The sequence below is a fragment of the Telluria sp. RT2P19 genome (genome assembly GCF_059685725.1).
Window position 1 is genome coordinate 1 of the sequence record NZ_JCASIL010000024.1, and the last position, 18,145, is coordinate 18,145.

At 64.4% G+C, this 18,145-nt stretch carries 15 protein-coding genes, 3 tRNA genes and 2 pseudogenes (1 of these 20 cut by a window edge); 10 read left to right on the plus strand and 10 right to left on the minus strand.

Annotated elements, in window-relative coordinates:
- Positions 1 to 139: 139 nt before the first annotated feature.
- A pseudogene (locus AC56KW_RS22735) lies at positions 140 to 400 on the plus strand (IS3 family transposase); the annotation flags it as partial.
- Positions 401 to 638: 238 nt separating this feature from the next.
- On the opposite strand, the gene AC56KW_RS22740 reads toward AC56KW_RS22735, so the two are convergent.
- From AC56KW_RS22740 to cysS, 6 genes are all read right to left on the minus strand, one after another.
- Positions 639 to 731, minus strand: a tRNA-Ser gene (locus AC56KW_RS22740).
- Between the two features lie 97 nt (positions 732 to 828).
- Positions 829 to 2,076: an aspartate kinase gene (locus AC56KW_RS22745; RefSeq protein ID WP_497172910.1), complete on the minus strand. Its 1,248-nt coding sequence runs from the start codon at positions 2,074 to 2,076 to the stop codon at positions 829 to 831.
- 148 nt (positions 2,077 to 2,224) lie between these two features.
- Positions 2,225 to 3,586, minus strand: a complete 1,362-nt coding sequence (tilS, locus tag AC56KW_RS22750) for a tRNA lysidine(34) synthetase TilS (protein ID WP_497172911.1) — start codon at positions 3,584 to 3,586, stop codon at positions 2,225 to 2,227.
- Positions 3,587 to 3,653: 67 nt separating this feature from the next.
- Entirely contained in the window at positions 3,654 to 4,631 is a 978-nt protein-coding gene (locus tag AC56KW_RS22755) for an acetyl-CoA carboxylase carboxyltransferase subunit alpha (protein ID WP_497172912.1), read from the minus strand.
- Between the two features lie 124 nt (positions 4,632 to 4,755).
- Positions 4,756 to 5,445 carry a DNA-3-methyladenine glycosylase family protein gene (locus AC56KW_RS22760; protein ID WP_497172913.1) on the minus strand — a complete coding sequence of 230 codons (690 nt, stop codon included), beginning with the start codon at positions 5,443 to 5,445 and terminating at the stop codon, positions 4,756 to 4,758.
- Positions 5,445 to 6,839 carry a cysteine--tRNA ligase gene (gene cysS / locus AC56KW_RS22765; RefSeq protein WP_497172914.1) on the minus strand — a complete coding sequence of 465 codons (1,395 nt, stop codon included), beginning with the start codon at positions 6,837 to 6,839 and terminating at the stop codon, positions 5,445 to 5,447. Before cysS ends, AC56KW_RS22760 begins: the two co-directional genes overlap by 1 nt.
- Before the next feature lie 272 nt (positions 6,840 to 7,111).
- Here cysS and AC56KW_RS22770 point away from each other — a divergent pair, with 272 nt between their 5' ends.
- The 7 genes from AC56KW_RS22770 to AC56KW_RS22800 all read left to right on the plus strand — a co-directional run bounded on the left by AC56KW_RS22770 (position 7,112) and on the right by AC56KW_RS22800 (position 12,291).
- A complete protein-coding gene (locus tag AC56KW_RS22770) occupies positions 7,112 to 7,780 on the plus strand; it encodes a peptidylprolyl isomerase (RefSeq protein ID WP_497172915.1) in 669 nt (222 codons plus the stop codon).
- 71 nt (positions 7,781 to 7,851) lie between these two features.
- Entirely contained in the window at positions 7,852 to 8,343 is a 492-nt protein-coding gene (locus AC56KW_RS22775; protein WP_497172916.1) for a peptidylprolyl isomerase, read from the plus strand.
- 31 nt (positions 8,344 to 8,374) lie between these two features.
- Positions 8,375 to 9,133, plus strand: coding sequence for a UDP-2,3-diacylglucosamine diphosphatase (locus AC56KW_RS22780; RefSeq protein WP_497172917.1), 759 nt, complete (start codon positions 8,375 to 8,377; stop codon positions 9,131 to 9,133).
- Between the two features lie 158 nt (positions 9,134 to 9,291).
- Positions 9,292 to 9,657: a GntR family transcriptional regulator gene (locus AC56KW_RS22785; RefSeq protein WP_497172918.1), complete on the plus strand. Its 366-nt coding sequence runs from the start codon at positions 9,292 to 9,294 to the stop codon at positions 9,655 to 9,657.
- The gene (locus AC56KW_RS22790; protein ID WP_497172919.1) at positions 9,654 to 10,538 is read left to right on the plus strand and encodes an ABC transporter ATP-binding protein; all 885 of its coding nucleotides are present in this window, start codon (positions 9,654 to 9,656) and stop codon (positions 10,536 to 10,538) included. The genes AC56KW_RS22785 and AC56KW_RS22790 overlap by 4 nt, the downstream gene beginning before the upstream one ends.
- A complete protein-coding gene (locus AC56KW_RS22795; RefSeq protein ID WP_497172920.1) occupies positions 10,535 to 11,500 on the plus strand; it encodes a hypothetical protein in 966 nt (321 codons plus the stop codon). The genes AC56KW_RS22790 and AC56KW_RS22795 overlap by 4 nt, the downstream gene beginning before the upstream one ends.
- Before the next feature lie 5 nt (positions 11,501 to 11,505).
- A complete protein-coding gene (locus AC56KW_RS22800) occupies positions 11,506 to 12,291 on the plus strand; it encodes a hypothetical protein (protein ID WP_497172921.1) in 786 nt (261 codons plus the stop codon).
- On the opposite strand, the gene AC56KW_RS22805 is transcribed toward AC56KW_RS22800, so the two are convergent.
- The 4 genes and pseudogenes from AC56KW_RS22805 to rnr form a co-directional block, all read right to left on the minus strand.
- Positions 12,251 to 12,946, minus strand: coding sequence for a YceH family protein (locus AC56KW_RS22805; RefSeq protein WP_497172922.1), 696 nt, complete (start codon positions 12,944 to 12,946; stop codon positions 12,251 to 12,253). The two genes, AC56KW_RS22800 and AC56KW_RS22805, sit on opposite strands and share 41 nt — an antisense overlap.
- An 8-nt stretch (positions 12,947 to 12,954) precedes the next feature.
- On the minus strand, positions 12,955 to 13,695 hold the full coding sequence (cysE, locus tag AC56KW_RS22810; RefSeq protein WP_497172923.1) for a serine O-acetyltransferase: 741 nt from the start codon (positions 13,693 to 13,695) through the stop codon (positions 12,955 to 12,957).
- A 162-nt stretch (positions 13,696 to 13,857) separates the two neighbouring features.
- On the minus strand, positions 13,858 to 14,601 hold the full coding sequence (rlmB, locus tag AC56KW_RS22815; RefSeq protein WP_497172924.1) for a 23S rRNA (guanosine(2251)-2'-O)-methyltransferase RlmB: 744 nt from the start codon (positions 14,599 to 14,601) through the stop codon (positions 13,858 to 13,860).
- Positions 14,602 to 15,421: 820 nt separating this feature from the next.
- Positions 15,422 to 17,647 (minus strand): annotated as a pseudogene (gene rnr / locus AC56KW_RS22820) (ribonuclease R); the annotation flags it as partial.
- Positions 17,648 to 17,996: 349 nt separating this feature from the next.
- Between rnr and AC56KW_RS22825 the strand changes: the two are divergent.
- Positions 17,997 to 18,081: transfer RNA gene (locus AC56KW_RS22825), tRNA-Leu, on the plus strand.
- 39 nt (positions 18,082 to 18,120) lie between these two features.
- Positions 18,121 to 18,145: transfer RNA gene (locus tag AC56KW_RS22830), tRNA-Leu, on the plus strand (it continues 160 nt past the right edge of the window).

An 18,145-nucleotide genomic window follows, 5' to 3' on the forward strand; every position in this document is an offset into this window, starting at 1 on the left:
CCGACACCCTCGACAAACTGCCGACCTGCCCGAACAGTAAGATCGATTCGCTGCTGCCATTTGCGGACTCTACGCCAGCTTGATTCGGCCGTGAAGGTGGGATGGCTGGACGCTTACGATGGGTGAGCAGCTCGATGCGGAAGACTTCGTGCTCTGCGTGCTGGAACAGCGCTGTGTGCGCGTCAGCCTGAACGAAACGGGCCGGTTCTCACAGCGATAGGGGTGGAATATGTGTCGATCAAGCACACCGAGCGCTTGGCAGAAGCCGGCATCGACAACTGTGGGCAGCGAGGGCAACCGTTACGATAACGCGTTGGCCGACACCATAAATGGGCTTTACAGGGCTGAGCTGATCCACCACCGCGCTCCTTGGAAAATGCGTGAAGCTGTCGAATTAGCTCGCTGGAATAGGGTCCTGGCTCAATGCGCCCTGACTCACACTAACCGCCTCTACGAAAGCCGGGGCGGTTCAGTTCCGACGTTTCCTGAGACCGTTCATCATCCTTTGACACGCAATACGAATTCCGCATCGGAATTCGTATTGATGACAGGTTTTGGCGATCAGAAAACAAAAACCCGCAGCACTCATAGCGCTGCGGGCTTCTAGATTGTTTAAAGGTTGCCTTCAAACAGTGTCTTGGCGGAGACGGTGGGATTCGAACCCACGATACGGGTATAAGCCGTATGCTTCCTTAGCAGGGAAGTGCCTTCGGCCACTCGGCCACGTCTCCCATCAGAACCAACGTTTGCACGTCAGCGCTGAGTGCAGGCATCTTAAGGGCTGGTACTCATTGCGTCAAGAACGCACGCCCAAAATTTTGAAATTTGTTAACCTTGCTCGAGGTTAAAAGCCTTGTGCAGCGCACGCACGGCCAGTTCCATGTATTTTTCGTCGATCAGCACCGAGATCTTGATCTCCGAGGTCGAGATCATCTGGATATTGATGCCCTCTTCCGACAAGGTGCGGAACATCTGCGACGCGACGCCGACGTGGCTGCGCATGCCGACGCCCACTGCCGACACCTTCGACACCTTGGCGTCGCCCAGCACCTTGGCCGCGCCCAGCGCTTCCTGCTGGCTCTCGAGCACGCCCATCGCCCTGACGTAGTCATTGCGCGGCACGGTGAAGGTGAAATCGGTCTTGCCGTCCACCGACTGGTTCTGGATGATCATGTCGACTTCGATGTTGGCATCGGCGATCGGTCCCAGGATGTGGTAGGCCACGCCTGGCTTGTCCGGCACGCCCAGGACGGTGATCTTTGCTTCGTCGCGATTGAACGCGATGCCGGAGATGACGGCTTGTTCCATATTGCTTTCTTCCTCAAACGAAATCAGGGTGCCGGACTGGGCTTCTTCTTCCAGCGGCATCAGGGGATCGGTCAGCGACGACAGCACGCGCGTCGGCACCTGGTAGTTACCGGCGAACTCGACCGAGCGAGTCTGCAGCACCTTCGAGCCCAGCGAAGCCAGCTCGAGCATTTCCTCGAACGTGATCTTCGACAGGCGGCGCGCCTCGTCCACCACGCGCGGGTCGGTCGTGTAGACGCCATCGACGTCAGTATAGATCAGGCATTCATCGGCCTTCAGCGCGGCCGCGATGGCCACTGCCGACGTATCGGAACCGCCGCGGCCCAGGGTAGAGATATTGCCTTCTTCGTCCACGCCCTGGAAGCCGGTGATGATGACGATCTTGCCGGCCGCGACGTCACGCAGCACGCGGCTGTCGTCGATCGACTGGATGCGCGCCTTGGTGAACGACGAGTCGGTGCGGATGCCCGCCTGCCAGCCGGTGTACGACACCGCATCCTTGCCGATGGCCAGCAGCGCCATGGCCAGGAGGCCAACCGACACCTGCTCGCCGGTCGACGCGATCATGTCCAGTTCGCGCGGGTCCGGCTGCGCCATGATTTCCCTGGCCAGGCCAATCAGGCGATTGGTCTCGCCCGACATCGCGGACGGGACCACGACGATTTGGTGGCCGGCGTCATGCCACTTGGCCACGCGGGCCGCGACATTCTTGATACGGTCCGTCGAGCCCATCGACGTCCCGCCATACTTGTGGACAATTAAAGCCATATAAGGAAGGATTCCAGCTTGTGTAAAGATCAAAGAAGACTCTTAATGTAGCATGCTGCAACGCGGCATCACAAGGCTTGGAGCCCGAAAAAGCTATATGGAAAGAAAATAACCTAATGCGTTTTCGGAATACACTTGCCTATACAATCTAAGCTGGAAACGCCTCCCAACGCAGTCCGATCAGCGCCTCGCCGGCGGCAGACCAGTGCCGGCAATCCATGCCGATGCCCGCCGCGAACAGCAGGTCCAGGTCGCGGCTGACGGTCGGCAGGCGCTCGCGCTCCCAGGCCGGCACGCCCAACGCCTGATAGTGCGCCTTCAGGCTGCGCGTTGGCCGGTTGGCAGCGGGCTTGAGCCGTTCGCCGCCCTTGCGAAAATCGATGGTCAGGCACTGCGCGCGCAGCCAGGCCGCATCGAAGCCCTGTCCGGCAGGCTCGAAGTGCAGCACGCCGCCGTAGTCGGGGAACGCGAGCGACGCCTCGCCCTGCCAGCGGAAGGATTGTCCTTGCTTGTCGAGCACGCCGATATCGTCGGGATCGCGCATGCCGGCCAAGTCGGGCAACTGCGGAGTCAGGACCAGCTTGCCGCGATGGCGGCGGATATGGCAGCCCGGATGCGTGACCTTCAACTGCGCATCCTCGCGCGCCGAGAACAGCTGCGCCACCATTTCATTCAACCAGGCCGTGGTCGGCATCGCCAGGCCGCGCACGGTGAACAGGTGGCGCATGAAGTTGTCGACCCGGTCCGTGCTCAGCCTGGACAAGTAGGCCAGGTCGATGGCCTCGCCTTCCTGGCAGGCCGCCAGGTCCTGCGCCGCGAGCTCATCGAGCAGGCGCTGGGCCGACGCCACGTGGGCCGCGCCGCGCGCCAGGCGCGCCTGAAAGCCCGGGAAATGGCGCGCCAACGCCGGCATCACCTGGTGGCGCAGCGCATTGCGGGTATAGCGTGGATCCTGGTTCGATTCGTCCTCGACCCAGCTCAGCGCCTGCTGGGCGGCATACGCTTCCAGCGCCGCGCGCGCTTGCGACAGCAGGGGCCGCGCCATCGCCAGTTCGCCAGCGCCCAGCAGGCCGGGTGCACGATTGTCGGCATCCATCCCCGACAGGCCGGCCGGCCCCGCGCCGCGCAGCAGTTGCAGCAGCACGGTCTCGGCCTGGTCATCGAGGTGATGGGCGGTGAGCAGCAGGCCAGCGCCATGGGCGCGGCACATCTCGCCGAGCGCCGCGTAGCGCAACTTGCGCGCCGCCGCCTCGACGCCCGTACCGTCGTTCGGGATCGTCACGCGGCGATGGTCGAAGCTGGCGCCATGCGCCGCCGCACTGCGCTCGCAATGCGCCAGCCAGGCGTCGGCATGCGGACTCAGGCCGTGATGAACATGGAAAGCGTGCAGCGCGACGCCGGCTTGGGTGCACCAATCATGGGCAAGCCGCAGCAAGACCATCGAATCGAGGCCGCCGCTACAGGCTACTGCAATGGATCGGGGAGCGTATTTTGCGCGCAGGCCGAGCATGGCCTGCGCGAACGATGCCGGGACCAGCCCGGCCGGGTCGGCCCCGCGTTTGGAACGGCTCAGAGGATTACTCCTCGCGCGGCAGGGTTTCCTTGAACTTGCCATAGCTCATCAGCTTCGCATGACGGGCTTCCAGCAGGTCCTTGGTCTTCATGCCCGCAAACTGGCGCAGGGTATCGGCCAGTGCGCGCTTGAGCAGTTGCGCCATCTGCGCCGGATCGCGGTGGGCGCCGCCCAGCGGCTCGTTGACGATCTTGTCGACCAGGCCCATCGCCTTCAGGCGGTGCGCGGTCAAGCCCAGGGCCTCGGCGGCTTCGCTGGCGCGCTCCGAGGTCTTCCACAGGATCGACGCGCAGCCTTCGGGCGAAATCACCGAATAGGTCGAGTATTGCAGCATCAGCACGGCGTCGCCCACGGCGATCGCCAGCGCGCCGCCCGAACCGCCTTCACCGATGATGGTGGCGATCAGCGGCACTTTCAGTTCGGCCATGACGAACAGGTTGTGGCCGATGGCTTCGGACTGGCCGCGCTCTTCGGCGTCGATGCCCGGGAACGCGCCGGGCGTGTCGACGAAGGTGAAGATCGGCAGGCCGAACTTCTCGGCCAATTTCATCAGGCGCATCGCCTTGCGGTAGCCCTCGGGCTTGGGCATGCCGAAGTTGCGCATCGCGCGCTCTTTCGTGTCGCGCCCCTTCTGGTGGCCGATCACCATGCAGGGCTGGCCGTTGAAGCGGGCCAGGCCGCCCATGATCGACTGGTCGTCGGCGAAGGTGCGGTCACCGTGCAGTTCGTGGAAATCGGTGAAGATCGCGTTCACATAGTCCATCGTGTACGGACGCTGCGGGTGACGCGCGATCTGCGACACTTGCCACGGAGTCAGCTTGGCATAGATGTCCTTGGTGAGCTGCTGGCTCTTCTTGTCCAGGCGGTCGATCTCTTCGGAGATGTCGACGGCGGAATCGTCTTGTACGAAACGCAGCTCTTCAATCTTGGAATCGAGCTCGGCAATCGGCTGTTCAAAATTGAGGAAAGTTGTTTTAGTCATTGTACCTCCGGGGTAATGTCTTGGCCGCGCTCCGTTATGCGCGGCGGATCAGGGCGCTATTCTACCGTAAGCCGACAGCCTATCGAATGCCAGAATTGCCGAGTTGAAGATGACGGGTGAAAGCCTAGTGAGCCGGCGCGACCGGGTCCAGGCTGCGCCACAGATACCATGTCGCCACCGTGCGCCAGGGTTCCCAGTTGGCGGCGACCTCGCGCGCATCGCTGCGCGAGACAGGTTCGCCCGAGAAATAGTTTTGGCTAATGCCCTGGATCAGGCCGCCGTCGTCCAGTGGCAGGACGTTCGGTCGCAGCAGATTAAATATCAAAAACATCTCGGCTGTCCAGCGGGTGATGCCGCGGATCTGGACCAGCTCGGCGATGACGGCCTCGTCATCCATTTCCGACCACAGGTCGGCATGCACCCGCTTGGCCTTGAAATGGTCGGCCAGGTCGAGGATGTATTCGGTCTTGCGCTTGGACAGGCCGCAGCCCGACAGCTGTACGGCGCCCAGCTTGATCACCTGGCCCGGCGCCAGTTTCGGGCAGAGGGCCAGCAGCTTGCCCCAGGCCAGGTCGGCCGCCTTCGGCGTCACCTGCTGGCCGACGATCGAACGCGCCAGCGTGGTGAACGGGTCGGGCTGGCCGCGCAGGTGCAGGTCGCCGAACTGGGGGATCAGCTTGTTCATGATGCGGTCGCGTTGCATCAGCTCACGTTTTGCCTCGGCCCAGTAGATCGGTACCGCCAGCGCATCCGGCGCCGACTGCACGCTATCGCCTGCGGCGGCGCCGCCGGCCTTGTCCTTGTTCGCTGCCATTATGCGCGGCGCCAGGTCGTTCCGTCGGCCTTGTCTTCGAGGACGATGCCGGCAACGGTCAGCTCCTTGCGGATCGCGTCGGCCTGGGCGAAGTCGCGCGCGGCCTTGGCGGCCGCGCGGCGCGCGATCGCATCGAGGATCGCCGCCTCATCGAGACCGCCTTCGCCCGGCGTGCCGGCCTGGAGGAAGGCTTGCGGCGAACGTTCGAGCAAGCCCAGCACGGCGGCCAGCGCCTTCAATTGACGCGCCGCCGCGACCGACTTGCTGCGGTTGATCTCGCTCGCCAGGTCGAACAGTTCGGCCACCGCCAGCGGGGTGTTGAAATCGTCGTCCATCGCTTCGCGCAAGCGCCTGGCGTGCGGCTCGTCCCAATCGACGGCCAGTTCGCCATCGCCCAGGTCGATGTCGCTCAGCGCCGTGTACAGGCGCGTGAGGGCGCCCTTGGCGTCGTCGATGTGGACGTCGGAATAGTTCAGCGGGCTGCGGTAGTGCGCGCGCAGGATGAAGAAGCGCACCACCTCGGCGTCGTACTTCTTGAGCACGTCGCGGATGGTGAAGAAATTGCCCAGCGATTTGGACATCTTCTCGTTATCGACACGCACGAAGCCATTGTGGATCCAGTAGTTGACCATCGGGCCGCCAAACGCGCCCTCGGACTGCGCGATCTCGTTCTCGTGGTGCGGGAACTGCAGGTCGGCGCCGCCGCCGTGGATGTCGAAGTGTTCGCCGAGCGTCGCGCACGACATGGCCGAGCACTCGATGTGCCAGCCCGGACGGCCGCGCCCCCACTGCGAATCCCATTTGGCTTCGGCCGGCTCGGACTCCTTGGCGGCCTTCCACAGCACGAAATCGAGCGGGTCGCGCTTGCCTGTATTGACGTCGACCCGCTCGCCGGCGCGCAGGTCGTCCAGCGACTTGCCGGACAGCTTGCCATAGCCGTCGAAGCCGCGCACGGCGTAGTTCACGTCGCCTTCGTCGGTCTTGTAGGCCAGGCCTTTTTGTTCGAGCTTCTCGATGATGGAGAGCATGTGCGGCACGTATTCGGTGGCGCGCGGGACGACGGTCGGCGGCAGGATGCCGAGTGCGGCCGTGTCTTCGTCCATGTATCGTTCGAAGCGCGAAGTGAGCGCACCGATGGTCTCGCCGTTCTCGACCGCACGCTTGATGATCTTGTCGTCGATGTCGGTGATGTTGCGCACGTAGTTGACGTCGTAGCCGGACGCCATCAACCAGCGGTACACGACGTCGAAAGCCATCATCATTCGCGCGTGGCCGACATGGCAGTAATCGTAGATGGTCATGCCGCACACATACATGCCGACCTTGCCATTGACCTTGGGAACGAATACCTGCTTGTCACGCGCGAGCGTGTTGTAAATCTTGAGTTGGCTCATTGAATTCCGTTTCGGAAGAGGCAAAACAGGCGAAGCAGAGGCCGCAATACCCGCCCCGGCGCAGCATGCTTGCGCGCCTTGGACGGGTGCGGCGTCGGGTTCGCCTGGCTCCTCGGTGTTGTTCTTATTTGATAGAATGGGACGATTCGCTGCGAATGCCCTTTCGTAAAGTATAGCATTGATAAAATCCCGGCTGGCCGCATACGGTCCAGCTTTATTTTTCGGGAAAACCCTTGACAGCGCCTTGCGCGAGGTCCATCAGAGGAAGCCAGATGTCGTCATTGATCACCCGTCGTTCCCTGCTCGCCCGCATGACGGGCGCCGCCGTCGCGCTTGCTTGCGGCCTCGTTTTTTCTGGCGCCGCGCTGGCCCAGGAGAGCGCCGAACCGGCCGCCGGGCCGCAAGCCGCCGAGGCCCCGGCCATGGTTGGTCCGCAATATGCGATCAAGACCACGATGGGCACCATCGTCGTCCAGCTCGACCAGGAAAACGCGCCGAAGACGGTCGCCAATTTCGCCGCCTACGTCAAGTCGGGCTTCTACAATGGCACGATCTTCCACCGCGTGATCGACGGCTTCATGATCCAGGCCGGCGGCATGAACGAAAAGTTCGAAGGCCGCAAGACCCTCAAGCCGGTCAAGAACGAGTCGAACAACGGCCTGTCGAACACGCCCTACAGCATCGCCATGGCGCGCGAGGATCATCCCGACAGCGCGACCTCGCAATGGTTCATCAACGTCGCCGACAATTCCGGCATCGACCATCCTTTCGTGAAGGGCTCGGGCTATACCGTGTTCGGCAAGGTCGTGAAGGGCCAGGAAGTGGTCGACAAGATCAAGGGCGTGGTGGTCGACGACGTGCGCGGCATGCAGAATGTGCCGGTCGTGCCGATCAAGATTACGTCGGTGACCCAGCTCAAGGGCGACAAGCTAGTAAAATAATGTTTTGCCGTAGTTGCAATCGCATTTGCGCTGTCACGCAACCATAACAACCCCCTAGAATAGGACAAACCATGACGACCATCCTCATCACCACCAACCAGGGCAATATCACCGCCGAGCTGGACGCAGAAAAAGCACCGAAGACCGTTGCCAACTTCGTGGACTACGTCAACAAGGGCCACTTCACCAATACCATCTTCCACCGCGTGATCAAGGACTTCATGATCCAGGGCGGCGGTTTCGAGCCGGGCATGAAGCAAAAGCCGGCCGACGCGACCGTCGAGAACGAAGCCAAGAACGGCCTGAAGAACGACAAGTACACGCTGGCGATGGCCCGCACCTCGGCGCCGCACTCGGCGTCGGCCCAGTTCTTCATCAACACCAAGAACAACGCCTTCCTCGACTACCCGGGCCAGGACGGCTGGGGCTACGCCGTGTTCGGTAAAGTGACCGAAGGCCAGGAAGTGGTCGACGCGATCAACGGCGTCAAGACCAGCCGTAGCGGCATGCACGCCGACGTGCCGGCTGACGACGTCATCATCGAAAAAATCGAAGTGCTGTAATGCGCGGCGCGCACCAGCTCGAGTCGATCCGATGACGCTGCCTGCGCGCCCGCTCGCGCTGTTCATCTCCGACCTGCACCTGCAGGTCGCGCACCCGCGCACCGTCGAGGCCTTCCTGGCCTTCCTGACGGAGCGCGCGCTGCACGCCGAGCGGCTCTACCTGCTCGGCGACATCTTCGAATACTGGGCCGGCGACGACGACCTCGCCGACCCGTTCAATGCGCGCATCGCCGCCGCCATCCGTGCGGTGACCGACGCCGGCACCGCCGTCTACTGGATCGCCGGCAACCGCGACTTCCTCGTCGGCGACGCCTTCGCCCGGGCCGCCGGCCTGCAACTGCTGCAAGAGCCGCAGGTGATCGAGGCCGGCCCGCACCGGGTGGCCCTCATCCACGGCGACGCCCAGTGCACGCTCGATGTCAAGTACATGGCGTTTCGCGCCCAGGTACGCCAACCGGCCTGGCAGGCCCAGTTCCTCGGCATGCCGCTGGCCCAGCGCAAGGCCATCATCGCCGGCTTGCGCGAAGGCTCGCGCGAGGCGCATACCGAAAAATCGTACGACACCGTGGACGTGACGCCTGACGCGATCGACGCCGTGTTCGCCGAGACCGGCGCCGACATCATCATCCATGGCCATACCCACCGCCCTGCCGTGCACGAGCATGGCGAACGGCTGCGCTATGTGCTGCCGGATTGGGAGCTCGACGCCGCACCGCTGCGCGGCGGGTGGATCGCACTGCATGCGGACGGCGGCATCGTGCGTCACGGCCTCGACGGCCCTTCCCTGTAACGCCGCCGGCCCGGCCGGCCAGCTTCCGATTTATTTTCGCATATGCATGTTTACATGCGCGCGCATGGTGTTATAGTTAAGTACAACACCACCGCAATACATCACCAAGGAGGCAAGCATGGATACCACGCCGCACCTTACCGGCAGGGGGAACGACGATGACCGCCGGCTGGAACGATAACGCCCCGATCTACCGCCAGCTCAAGGAGCGGGTGGTCGGCATGATGCTCGACGGCGTATTGAAGGCCGGCGACGCCCTGCCCTCGGTGCGCTCGATCGCCGCCGAGTATCAATTGAACCCGATCACTGTTTCGAAGGCTTATCAGGAACTGGTCGACGAGAATCTCGTGGAAAAGCGAAGGGGAATTGGCATGTACGTCACCGAGGGAGCAAGCGAAAAACTGCTGGCGAGCGAACGCGAGCGCTTCATTCGCGAGGAGTGGCCGGCCATGGTCGAGCGCATCCGCCGTCTCGGCCTGGATATCGAGCAACTGCTGCGCAGCGCACATGGAGGTGCGGCATGAATTCAATCCCCAACGCGGCCCTGTCGGCACGTGGTTTGAGCAAGCGCTACGGCAAGCAGGTGGCCGTGGACGGCATCGATTTCGAGATCCCGGCCGGCCGCATCGTCGGCCTGATCGGTCCCAACGGTTCGGGCAAGACGACCACCCTGAAAGCCGCACTCGGCCTGATCCCCTTCGAGGGCGAGCTGTCGGTGCTGGGCCTCGATCCACGCACCCAGCGCGACGAGCTGATGAAGGATGTGTGCTTCATCGCCGACGTCGCCATCCTGCCGCGCTGGCTGCGGGTGAAGGATGCGGTCGACTTCGTCGCCGGCGTGCATCCCCGCTTCGACCGCAGCAAGGCCGAGCGTTACATCGCCAGCACCAAGCTCAAGCCCACCATGAAGGTCAAGGAAATGTCGAAGGGCATGATCGTGCAACTGCACCTGGCGCTGGTGATGGCGATCGACGCCAGGCTGCTGGTGCTGGACGAGCCGACGCTGGGCCTGGACATCCTTTACCGCAAGCAGTTCTACCAGAACCTGCTGGAAGATTATTTTGACGAAGGCAAGACCATCGTCATCACGACCCACCAGGTCGAAGAGGTCGAACACATCCTGACCGACCTGCTGTTCATCCGCGAAGGCAGGATCGCGCTGGCGGCATCGATGGAAGAGATCGGCCGGCGCTACGTCGAGGTCATGGTGCCGAACGAGAAAGCCGCCGCCGCGCGGGCGCTGCAGCCGATCGACCAGCGCACCATGTTCGGCAAGTCGGTGATGCTGTTCGATACCCAGCGCGCCGGCGGCCTGTCGCGCACCCAGCTCGAAGCCCTCGGCGAAGTACGCCACCCGAGCGTGGCCGACCTGTTCGTCGCCACCATGAAAGGAAGCTACGCATGAATACGATGAAATGGCTGATCCGGCGCGAGCTGTGGGAACACAAGGGCGCCTTCATCTATGCCCCGCTGGCGGTGGCGGTGGCCCTGATCCTGCTGCTTGGCGGCGGCTTCCTGTACGCGCTGACGGCCAGCGGCTTCCACATCCAGGCCAACGGCCAGCAGATGATCACGATCGACGGCCTCCCGCCCGAGATGGTCGCCAAGGCGGCGGCGCTCGCGGCCTCGAGCTACCTGGCGATCACGGCGCCGCTATTCCTGGTGCTGCCGGTGGTGGCCTTCTTCTATTGCCTGGCCGCCCTGCACGACGACCGGCGCGACCGCAGCATCCTGTTCTGGAAATCGCTGCCGATGTCGGACCGGCAGACGGTGCTGTCGAAGGCCGCGGTCGCGCTGGCGGTGGCGCCGCTGCTCACGGTGGCGATCGGCATCGGCACGGCGCTGATCCTGCTGGTGCTCGGCCTCCTGTCCAGCGCGGTCAAGGGCGTCAACCTGATCGCGCCGGTGCTGGCCAACGTGGACTTCTACCTGTCGCCGCTCTACCTGCTGGCTTTCCTGCCGCTGTACATCCTGTGGGCGCTGCCGACCGTCGGCTGGCTGCTGCTGGTGTCGAGCTGGGCGCGCTCCAAGGTGTTCCTGTGGGCGGTGGGCGTGCCGCTGGTGGCGCTGGCGCTGCTGGCCTGGTTCGATTTCCTGGTCGGCCGCTTCTCGGGCCTGAGCCTGAACTTCAAATGGTTCGGCGAAGAAGTCGTGGCGCGCATCCTGGGCGGACTCTTCCCGGGCATCTGGTTCGGCGAAGTCAATGGCGCCGCGATGGCGCAACAGAACGCCGGCTTCGACGGACCGATGCTGCTCGGCCTGTCGTACGGCACGCTGGCTTCGCCCGCCGTGTGGATCGCCGCCGCCGCCGGCTGCGCCATGATCTACGGCGCGATCCAGCTGCGCCGCTGGCGCGACGAGGGTTGAGCGCGATGCGTGCCTTCTTCCCCCTTGCTTTCGCGGCCCTCTTGGGCGCCGGCGCGCCTGCTGGCGCTCAGAACGGCAAACCCGACAGCCCCGGGGAAATCAAGGTCAATGCGATGCGCGATCCCGCGGTGCGCAAGTATGCGGCAATCGTTGCCGGCCTGGACGCGTTCGACAAATATCGTGGGATGGCCCCGAAGGTAGAGTTGCTGCGGTTCCGGGTCGAGCCGCGCGACCGCGTCGCGGAAAAGCCGCTGCTGCCGATGGCGCGTCTTGGCGGCGATGACGGCTTCAGCCTGGCGCTGGCGGTCGACACGGACGGCATGTTCATCGTGCCGCGCAGCCAGGCCGCGCTGGATGCGAACAGCGAACTGGTGCTGAACCAGCAGCGGCGCTTGTACCGGGTGACACCGGTGGTGCGTTCGCCCGGCATGCCCGACCATGTACGGCGCCTCGGTGACCTGCGCCTGGAGTGTCAGGTGCAGGTCGCGATCATCAAGGAAGAGATGCCGCTATGGGTCGTGCTGGCCGCAAACACTTTACTGCGCACGCGCGACTGGTGTGGCTTCACTTTCGAAGGCAAGTCGGGCTTCACGTTCAAGCACACAGAGGCGCTGCATTTTGCGGTGCTGGTCGATGGCAACCGCAGCGCCCTGCTCGGGACCGAGGGCAGGGTTTTTCGTGTTCCACTGGGCGACACCAGCTGGAGCGACGATACCCTGGTCGAGCTCGCGCCAGAGCGCGAAGCGGTGCCTACTGAAACTGCTGGCGAAACGCCTCGAACTGCGCCTTGAGCTCGTCCATGTCGCCGCGCAGCGCGGCGACTTCTTCCTCGAGCTGGGCGATACGGCCGCCCTGGGTCAAACCGCTCGCGCTGCCCGACGTCTGCTCGCTGCCGGCCACGATCGTGATCTCGCCGCCCAGCAGCTGGCCGTAGCGCGATTCCTTGGTGCCCGGTGCGCGCTCGAGCTTGACCACCAGCGGCGGGTATTTATCGATCAGGAACTGCAACGCCGTCTCGACGTCCTGCACGCTCTTGAATTCGTGCAGGCGGCCGCTGCGGGTGCGGATCTCGCCGGCGGTCTGCAGGCCGCGCAGCATCAGGATGGCGAGCACCGCCAGCTTGTCTTGCTCGAGCGTCCACTTGATGCGCATCCGGTGCTCGTACTTGACCACGCGCGCGCCGGCCTGCGAGATCGCGTTGACCAGCTTGCGCTCGGCGAGGCGCTGCAGGGTGTCGAGGACGATGTCGTCGGACAGCTGCATCACCGGATCGCGGCTCGACAGCTGGTTGCAGCCGTTGACGATCGCGTTCAGCGACATCGGATAGTTATCGGGCGTCAGCGCTTCTTTTTCGGCCAGCACGGCCAGTACGCGCAGCTCGACCGGGTCCAGCACGGCCGTGACGTCGTTGCTGTTCGTGGTGCTGCTCACCATGTCATTCGTCATGCGGTTCCTTAATCTACCAATCGGTTCATTTGTTCCGAGTCGAGTTTATCACCCTCGTCCACGCGCGGGCAGCACAGGCCGGCGGCGCGCAGAGTGTCGGTGAGGCGTTCGATCTGCTCGTCCTGGCGCGCGGCGTGGTCGATCAGGCCGCGCAGGGCTTTTGACAGCGGGTCGTCGCCGTTGGGTGTGACGCCATAGGCGGCGAACATGCGCGCGCTGCGCGACTGGTCTTCTTTCTGGATGATGTGAGCCGGATTGCCGACCGCCGTGGCGCCGGCCGGCACCGGCTTGACCACTACCGCATTGGAGCCGATCTTGGCGTATTCGCCGACCGTGAAGGCGCCCAGCACCTGCGCGCCGGCCCCGACGATCACGCCGCGCTCGAGCGTCGGATGGCGCTTGGTGCCGGCCACCAGCGTGGTGCCTCCCAGGGTGACGCCCTGGTAGATGGTGCAGTCGTCGCCGATCACGGCGGTTTCGCCGATCACCACGCCGAAGCCGTGGTCGATGAAGACCCGGCGGCCGACTTTGGCGCCGGGGTGGATCTCGATGCCGGTCAGGATGCGCGCGAGGTGCGAAATGAAGCGGCCGAGCCACTTCAAGCCCAGGGCCCAGCAGGCGTGGGCCCAGCGGTGGGCGACGATGGCGTGCAGGCCCGGATAGCAGGTCAGCACCTCCCAGCCGTTGCGGGCCGCGGGATCGCGCTCGATGATGTTGCGAATGTCTTCGCGCAGTCGTGAGAAAAACATGGTCGTGCGTCAGATGGAACGGCTTTCATGGTAGCCGATCCGGCAGGGAAATGCTTGGGGAGGTGGTGATGCGGCGGGGTATGGCGCAGTGTGGGGCTGGACGGAGAGACCTGGATCCCCGCGCAGGCGGGGATCCAGGTACGGACGCGAACCAGCTGAAACCTACGCTTCGCGCGCGATGCGCTGGCGGCGGGCCTCGTACAGGCAGACGCCCGAGGCGACCGACACGTTCAGGCTCTCGACCGAACCGAACATCGGGATATTGACCAGCACGTCGCAGGTCTCGCGCGTCAGGCGGCGCATGCCCTCGCCTTCCGAGCCCATGACCAGCGCGGCCGGGCCGGTGAAGTCGGCCTGGTACAGGCCGCGCTCGGCGTCGTCCGAGGTGCCGATCAGGAGGATGTCGCGCTCCTTCAGTTCGCGCATGGTGCGCGCCAGGTTGGTCACGGTGATGTAGGGCACCGTCTCGGCCGCGCCGCTGGCGACCTTGGCGGCGGTGGCGTTCAGGCCGACCGCGCGGTCCTTCGGCACGATCACGGCGTGCGCGCCGACACCGTCGGCCACGCGCAGGCAGGCGCCCAGGTTGTGCGGATCGGTGATGCCATCCAGGATCAGCAGCAGCGGCGGACCCTCGATCGCATCGAGCAGCTCGTCCAGGTTGCGCGCCAGCGCCAGCTGGCTGGCGAAGGCGATCACGCCCTGGTGGCGGCGGGTGCCGGTGATCTTGTCGAGACGCGCGGCCTCGACCGGCATCACACGGACGCCGGCCGCCTTGGCGTTGGCGATCAAGTCCTTCATGCGGCCGTCGTTGCGCTCGGCGTCGACGAAGATCTCTTCCACCGACTGCGCCTCATGACGCAGGCGCGAGGTCACGGCGTGGAAGCCGAAAATCATTTTATTTTTCATTTGCTGCTTCTCAATCGCTTTCAGGTGCTTTTTTCTTGCTGGTTTTGGATACGGTTTTCACTGGCTTGACTACCGCCGGCGCCCTGCCGCTCTTGGCGGCAGGCTTCGCGCCGCTCTTGGCGGCAGGCTTCGCGGCGCTCTTGGCGGCCGGCTTTGCAGCGCTCTTTGCAGCGGCCTTGATGTCAGCCTCGCTCGGCGCGGCGGCTTTCTTGGCGACGGCTTTCTTGGCCGCGGCCTTCTTCGCCGCCGGCTTGGCCGGCGCTTCCGCGACGAGCTCTGCAACCGGGGCGGCCTTGGCAGCCGCCTTGCGTGCGCGGGCCTTGACCGGAGCCGGCTCGACCGGCGCAGCTACTGGCGCCGGTGCTGGCACGGCCGCGGCAACCGCCTTGGCCACACGCTTCTTGCGCGCTGGCGCCTCACTGGCGACGGGCGTTTCAACCTGTGGCGCAGGGGTCGGCGCGGGCGTCGGCGCAGGCGTTGGCGCGGGTGCGGGAGCCGGCGCGGCAGCTGCGGCATTCATCCTTTCTTCGGCCTTGGCCCTGGCGCGCGCCTTGCGCGATTTCGGCGGCTTCGACGGCGCCTCGATGGCTTCCTGGGCAGCCTGGCGCGCACGATCGATCGGCGTCAGCTCCACCGGGACCGCCTCAACGACAGGTGCGCCCTGCTTCGGCCCACGATGACGGCCGCCGCGCGACTTCTTGCCGCCGCGACCGTCATTACGACCTTCGCCACGACCTTCGCCACGACCTTCGGTACGTCCCTCGCCCCGGCCTGGCCGACGGCCCGGCTCGTCTTCGGACGCGGTGGCGCCGGCGGCAGGCGCGGACGCCAGCGTCAGGTCGATCTTGCGCGACTCGAGGTCGACCCGCGCCACCCTGACGGTGACACGGTCGGTCAGCTGATAACGTTGGCCGGTACGCTCGCCGCGCAGCTCATGGCGCGCCTCATCGTACTGGAAGTAGTCCGCGCCGAGCTCGGTGATGTGCACCAGGCCTTCGACGAACAGTTCGTCGAGCTGCACGAAGATACCGAAGGTGGTCACGCCGGCCACGGTCCCGGTGAACTCTTCACCGATCTTGTCCTGCATGAAGAAGCACTTGAGCCAGTTTTCGACGTCGCGCGAGGCTTCGTCGGCGCGGCGCTCGTTGGCCGAGCAGTGCACGCCGAGCGCGTCCCAGATCGTCAGGTCCTTCTCGCTCTTGGGCGCCTTGCCTTCCGCCTTGTCCTTGGCGGCCTGCTTGCGGGCCGAATTCGATTGCGTCGAGTTGAGCTTGCCCAGCTCGATGCCTTTCGGCTCGTAGCGCTTGCCCAGCAGGATCGCCTTGATCGCGCGGTGGGTCAACAGGTCGGGATAACGGCGGATCGGGCTGGTGAAGTGGGCATACGCCTCGTAGGCCAGGCCGAAGTGGCCGACGTTGTCGGGACTGTAGACCGCCTGCTGCATCGAGCGCAGCAGCATGGTCTGCAGCAGGGCCGCGTCGGGACGCTCCTTGATCTGCTGCATCACCGCGGCGTAGTCGCGCGCGGTCGGCTTGCTGCCGCCGCCCAGGTTCAAGCCCACCTGCTTGAGGAAGGTGCGCAGCTGGTTCAGTTTCTCTTCGGTCGGCACCGCGTGCACGCGGAAGGTGCCCGGATGCTTGTGGCGCAGCAGGAAGTCGGCGGCGCACACGTTGGCGGCCAGCATGCACTCCTCGATCAGGCGGTGCGCGTCGTTGCGGGTGCGCGGGATGATCTTTTCGATCTTGCCCAGCGGATTGCAAACGATATAGGTCTCGGTCGTCTCGAAATCGATCGCGCCGCGCTCCTGGCGCGCCTTGAGCAGCGCGCGGAACACCTCGTTCAGGTTCAGCAGGTGCGGGACGATGCCCGGACGCTGCTGCGCTTCCTCGCCATCGTTGTCGCCCAGGATGTCGGCCACCTGGTTGTAGGTCAGGCGCGCGGCCGAATGCATCACGGCCGGATAGAACTGGTAGGCCGTGACTTCGCCGTCCGCCGTGACGACCATGTCGCACACCAGCGTGCAGCGGTCGACCGCCGGATTCAGCGAGCACAGGCCGTTCGACAGCTTCTCGGGCAGCATCGGGATCACGCGGCGCGGGAAATAGACCGAGGTGCTGCGCTCGATCGCATCGGCGTCGAGTGCGTCGTTCGGCTTCACATAGTGGCTGACGTCGGCGATCGCGACCAGCAGGCGGTAACCGTTGGCACGGCCGATCTTGACCGGCTCGCAGTAGACCGCGTCGTCGAAGTCGCGCGCGTCTTCGCCGTCGATGGTCACCAGCGGTACGTCGCGCAGGTCGACGCGGTCCGCCAGGTCGGCATCCATCACTTCGTTCGGCAGGCGCGCGGCCTGCTTGAGCGCCGGCGCCGAGAAGACGTGCGGCACGCCGAACTTGCGCACCGCGATCTCGATCTCCATGCCGGGGTCGTCCAGCTCGCCGAGCACTTCAACGATGCGGCCGGTCGGCTTCTGGAAGCGGCCGGGTTGCTCGAGCAGTTCGACGCTGACGACCTGCCCTGCGCGCGCCTTGCCCGGCGAACCGGACACCAGCACGTCCTGCGCAATGCGCTGGTCTTCGGGCGAGACGATCCACACGCCGCCTTCGTTGAGCAGGCGGCCGATGATGTGGGTGTTGGCGCGTTCGACGACCTCGACGATCGAGCCTTCGGGACGGCCGCGGCGGTCAGTGCCGGTCACGCGCGCCATCACGCGGTCGCCGTGCAGCACTTTCTGCATCTCGCGGTCGGACAGGAACAGGTCGGGGCCTGGTTCATCCGGGATCACGAATCCAAAGCCGTCGCGATGCGCGGCGACCTTGCCCGCGACGAAGGCGGAATGGTCGGCCAGCATATAGGTTCCGCTGCGGTCGGAGCGGATCTGGCCGTCGCGCTCCATCGCGTTCAGGCGGCGGCCCAGGACTTCCTGGGCGGCGGGCTTGACCTTGAGGGCACGTGCCAGGCCGGCAGCATCGAGCGGTGCGGCAGCGTCGCGGAAGACTGCGAGGATATCCTCGCGGCTTGGAATGGTATGAGTAGGTTGCTTCAAATCGGTTCTTTTTTCTCTTGGCCAGTAATAGCGCCGCTCATGAATGAATAGGCGGCAGCATGCTTGATTGACACCTTGACAGGCGTAGTGTAACGGAGGTCCATCCGATTCGCCTAACGTGGCGTGCTATCGGACATCCCTGGAAACTTGTGCAACGCCACGACGCGAACTTCATCGTGGGTCTTTGACTATTGAAAATGATCCGCTATAATCTCGCTCTCTTCAGCAACGGCGGTAACGACGAAGCGAAGAAAAGGCAGTAATCAGCAGGGTGTTTTGCGTGACGATCAGGAAATGTTGATCTAGCGGAAAATGACAAAGCCTGCTATTGTAGCAGAGTTGTTGCAGTGCCCACGTGGCGGAATTGGTAGACGCGCATGGTTCAGGTCCATGTGCCGCGAGGTGTGGGGGTTCGAGTCCCTCCGTGGGCACCAGAAGGTTTTGGCAGCAAGGCAGGTCGTAGTACAGAAAACGCCCACGTGGCGGAATTGGTAGACG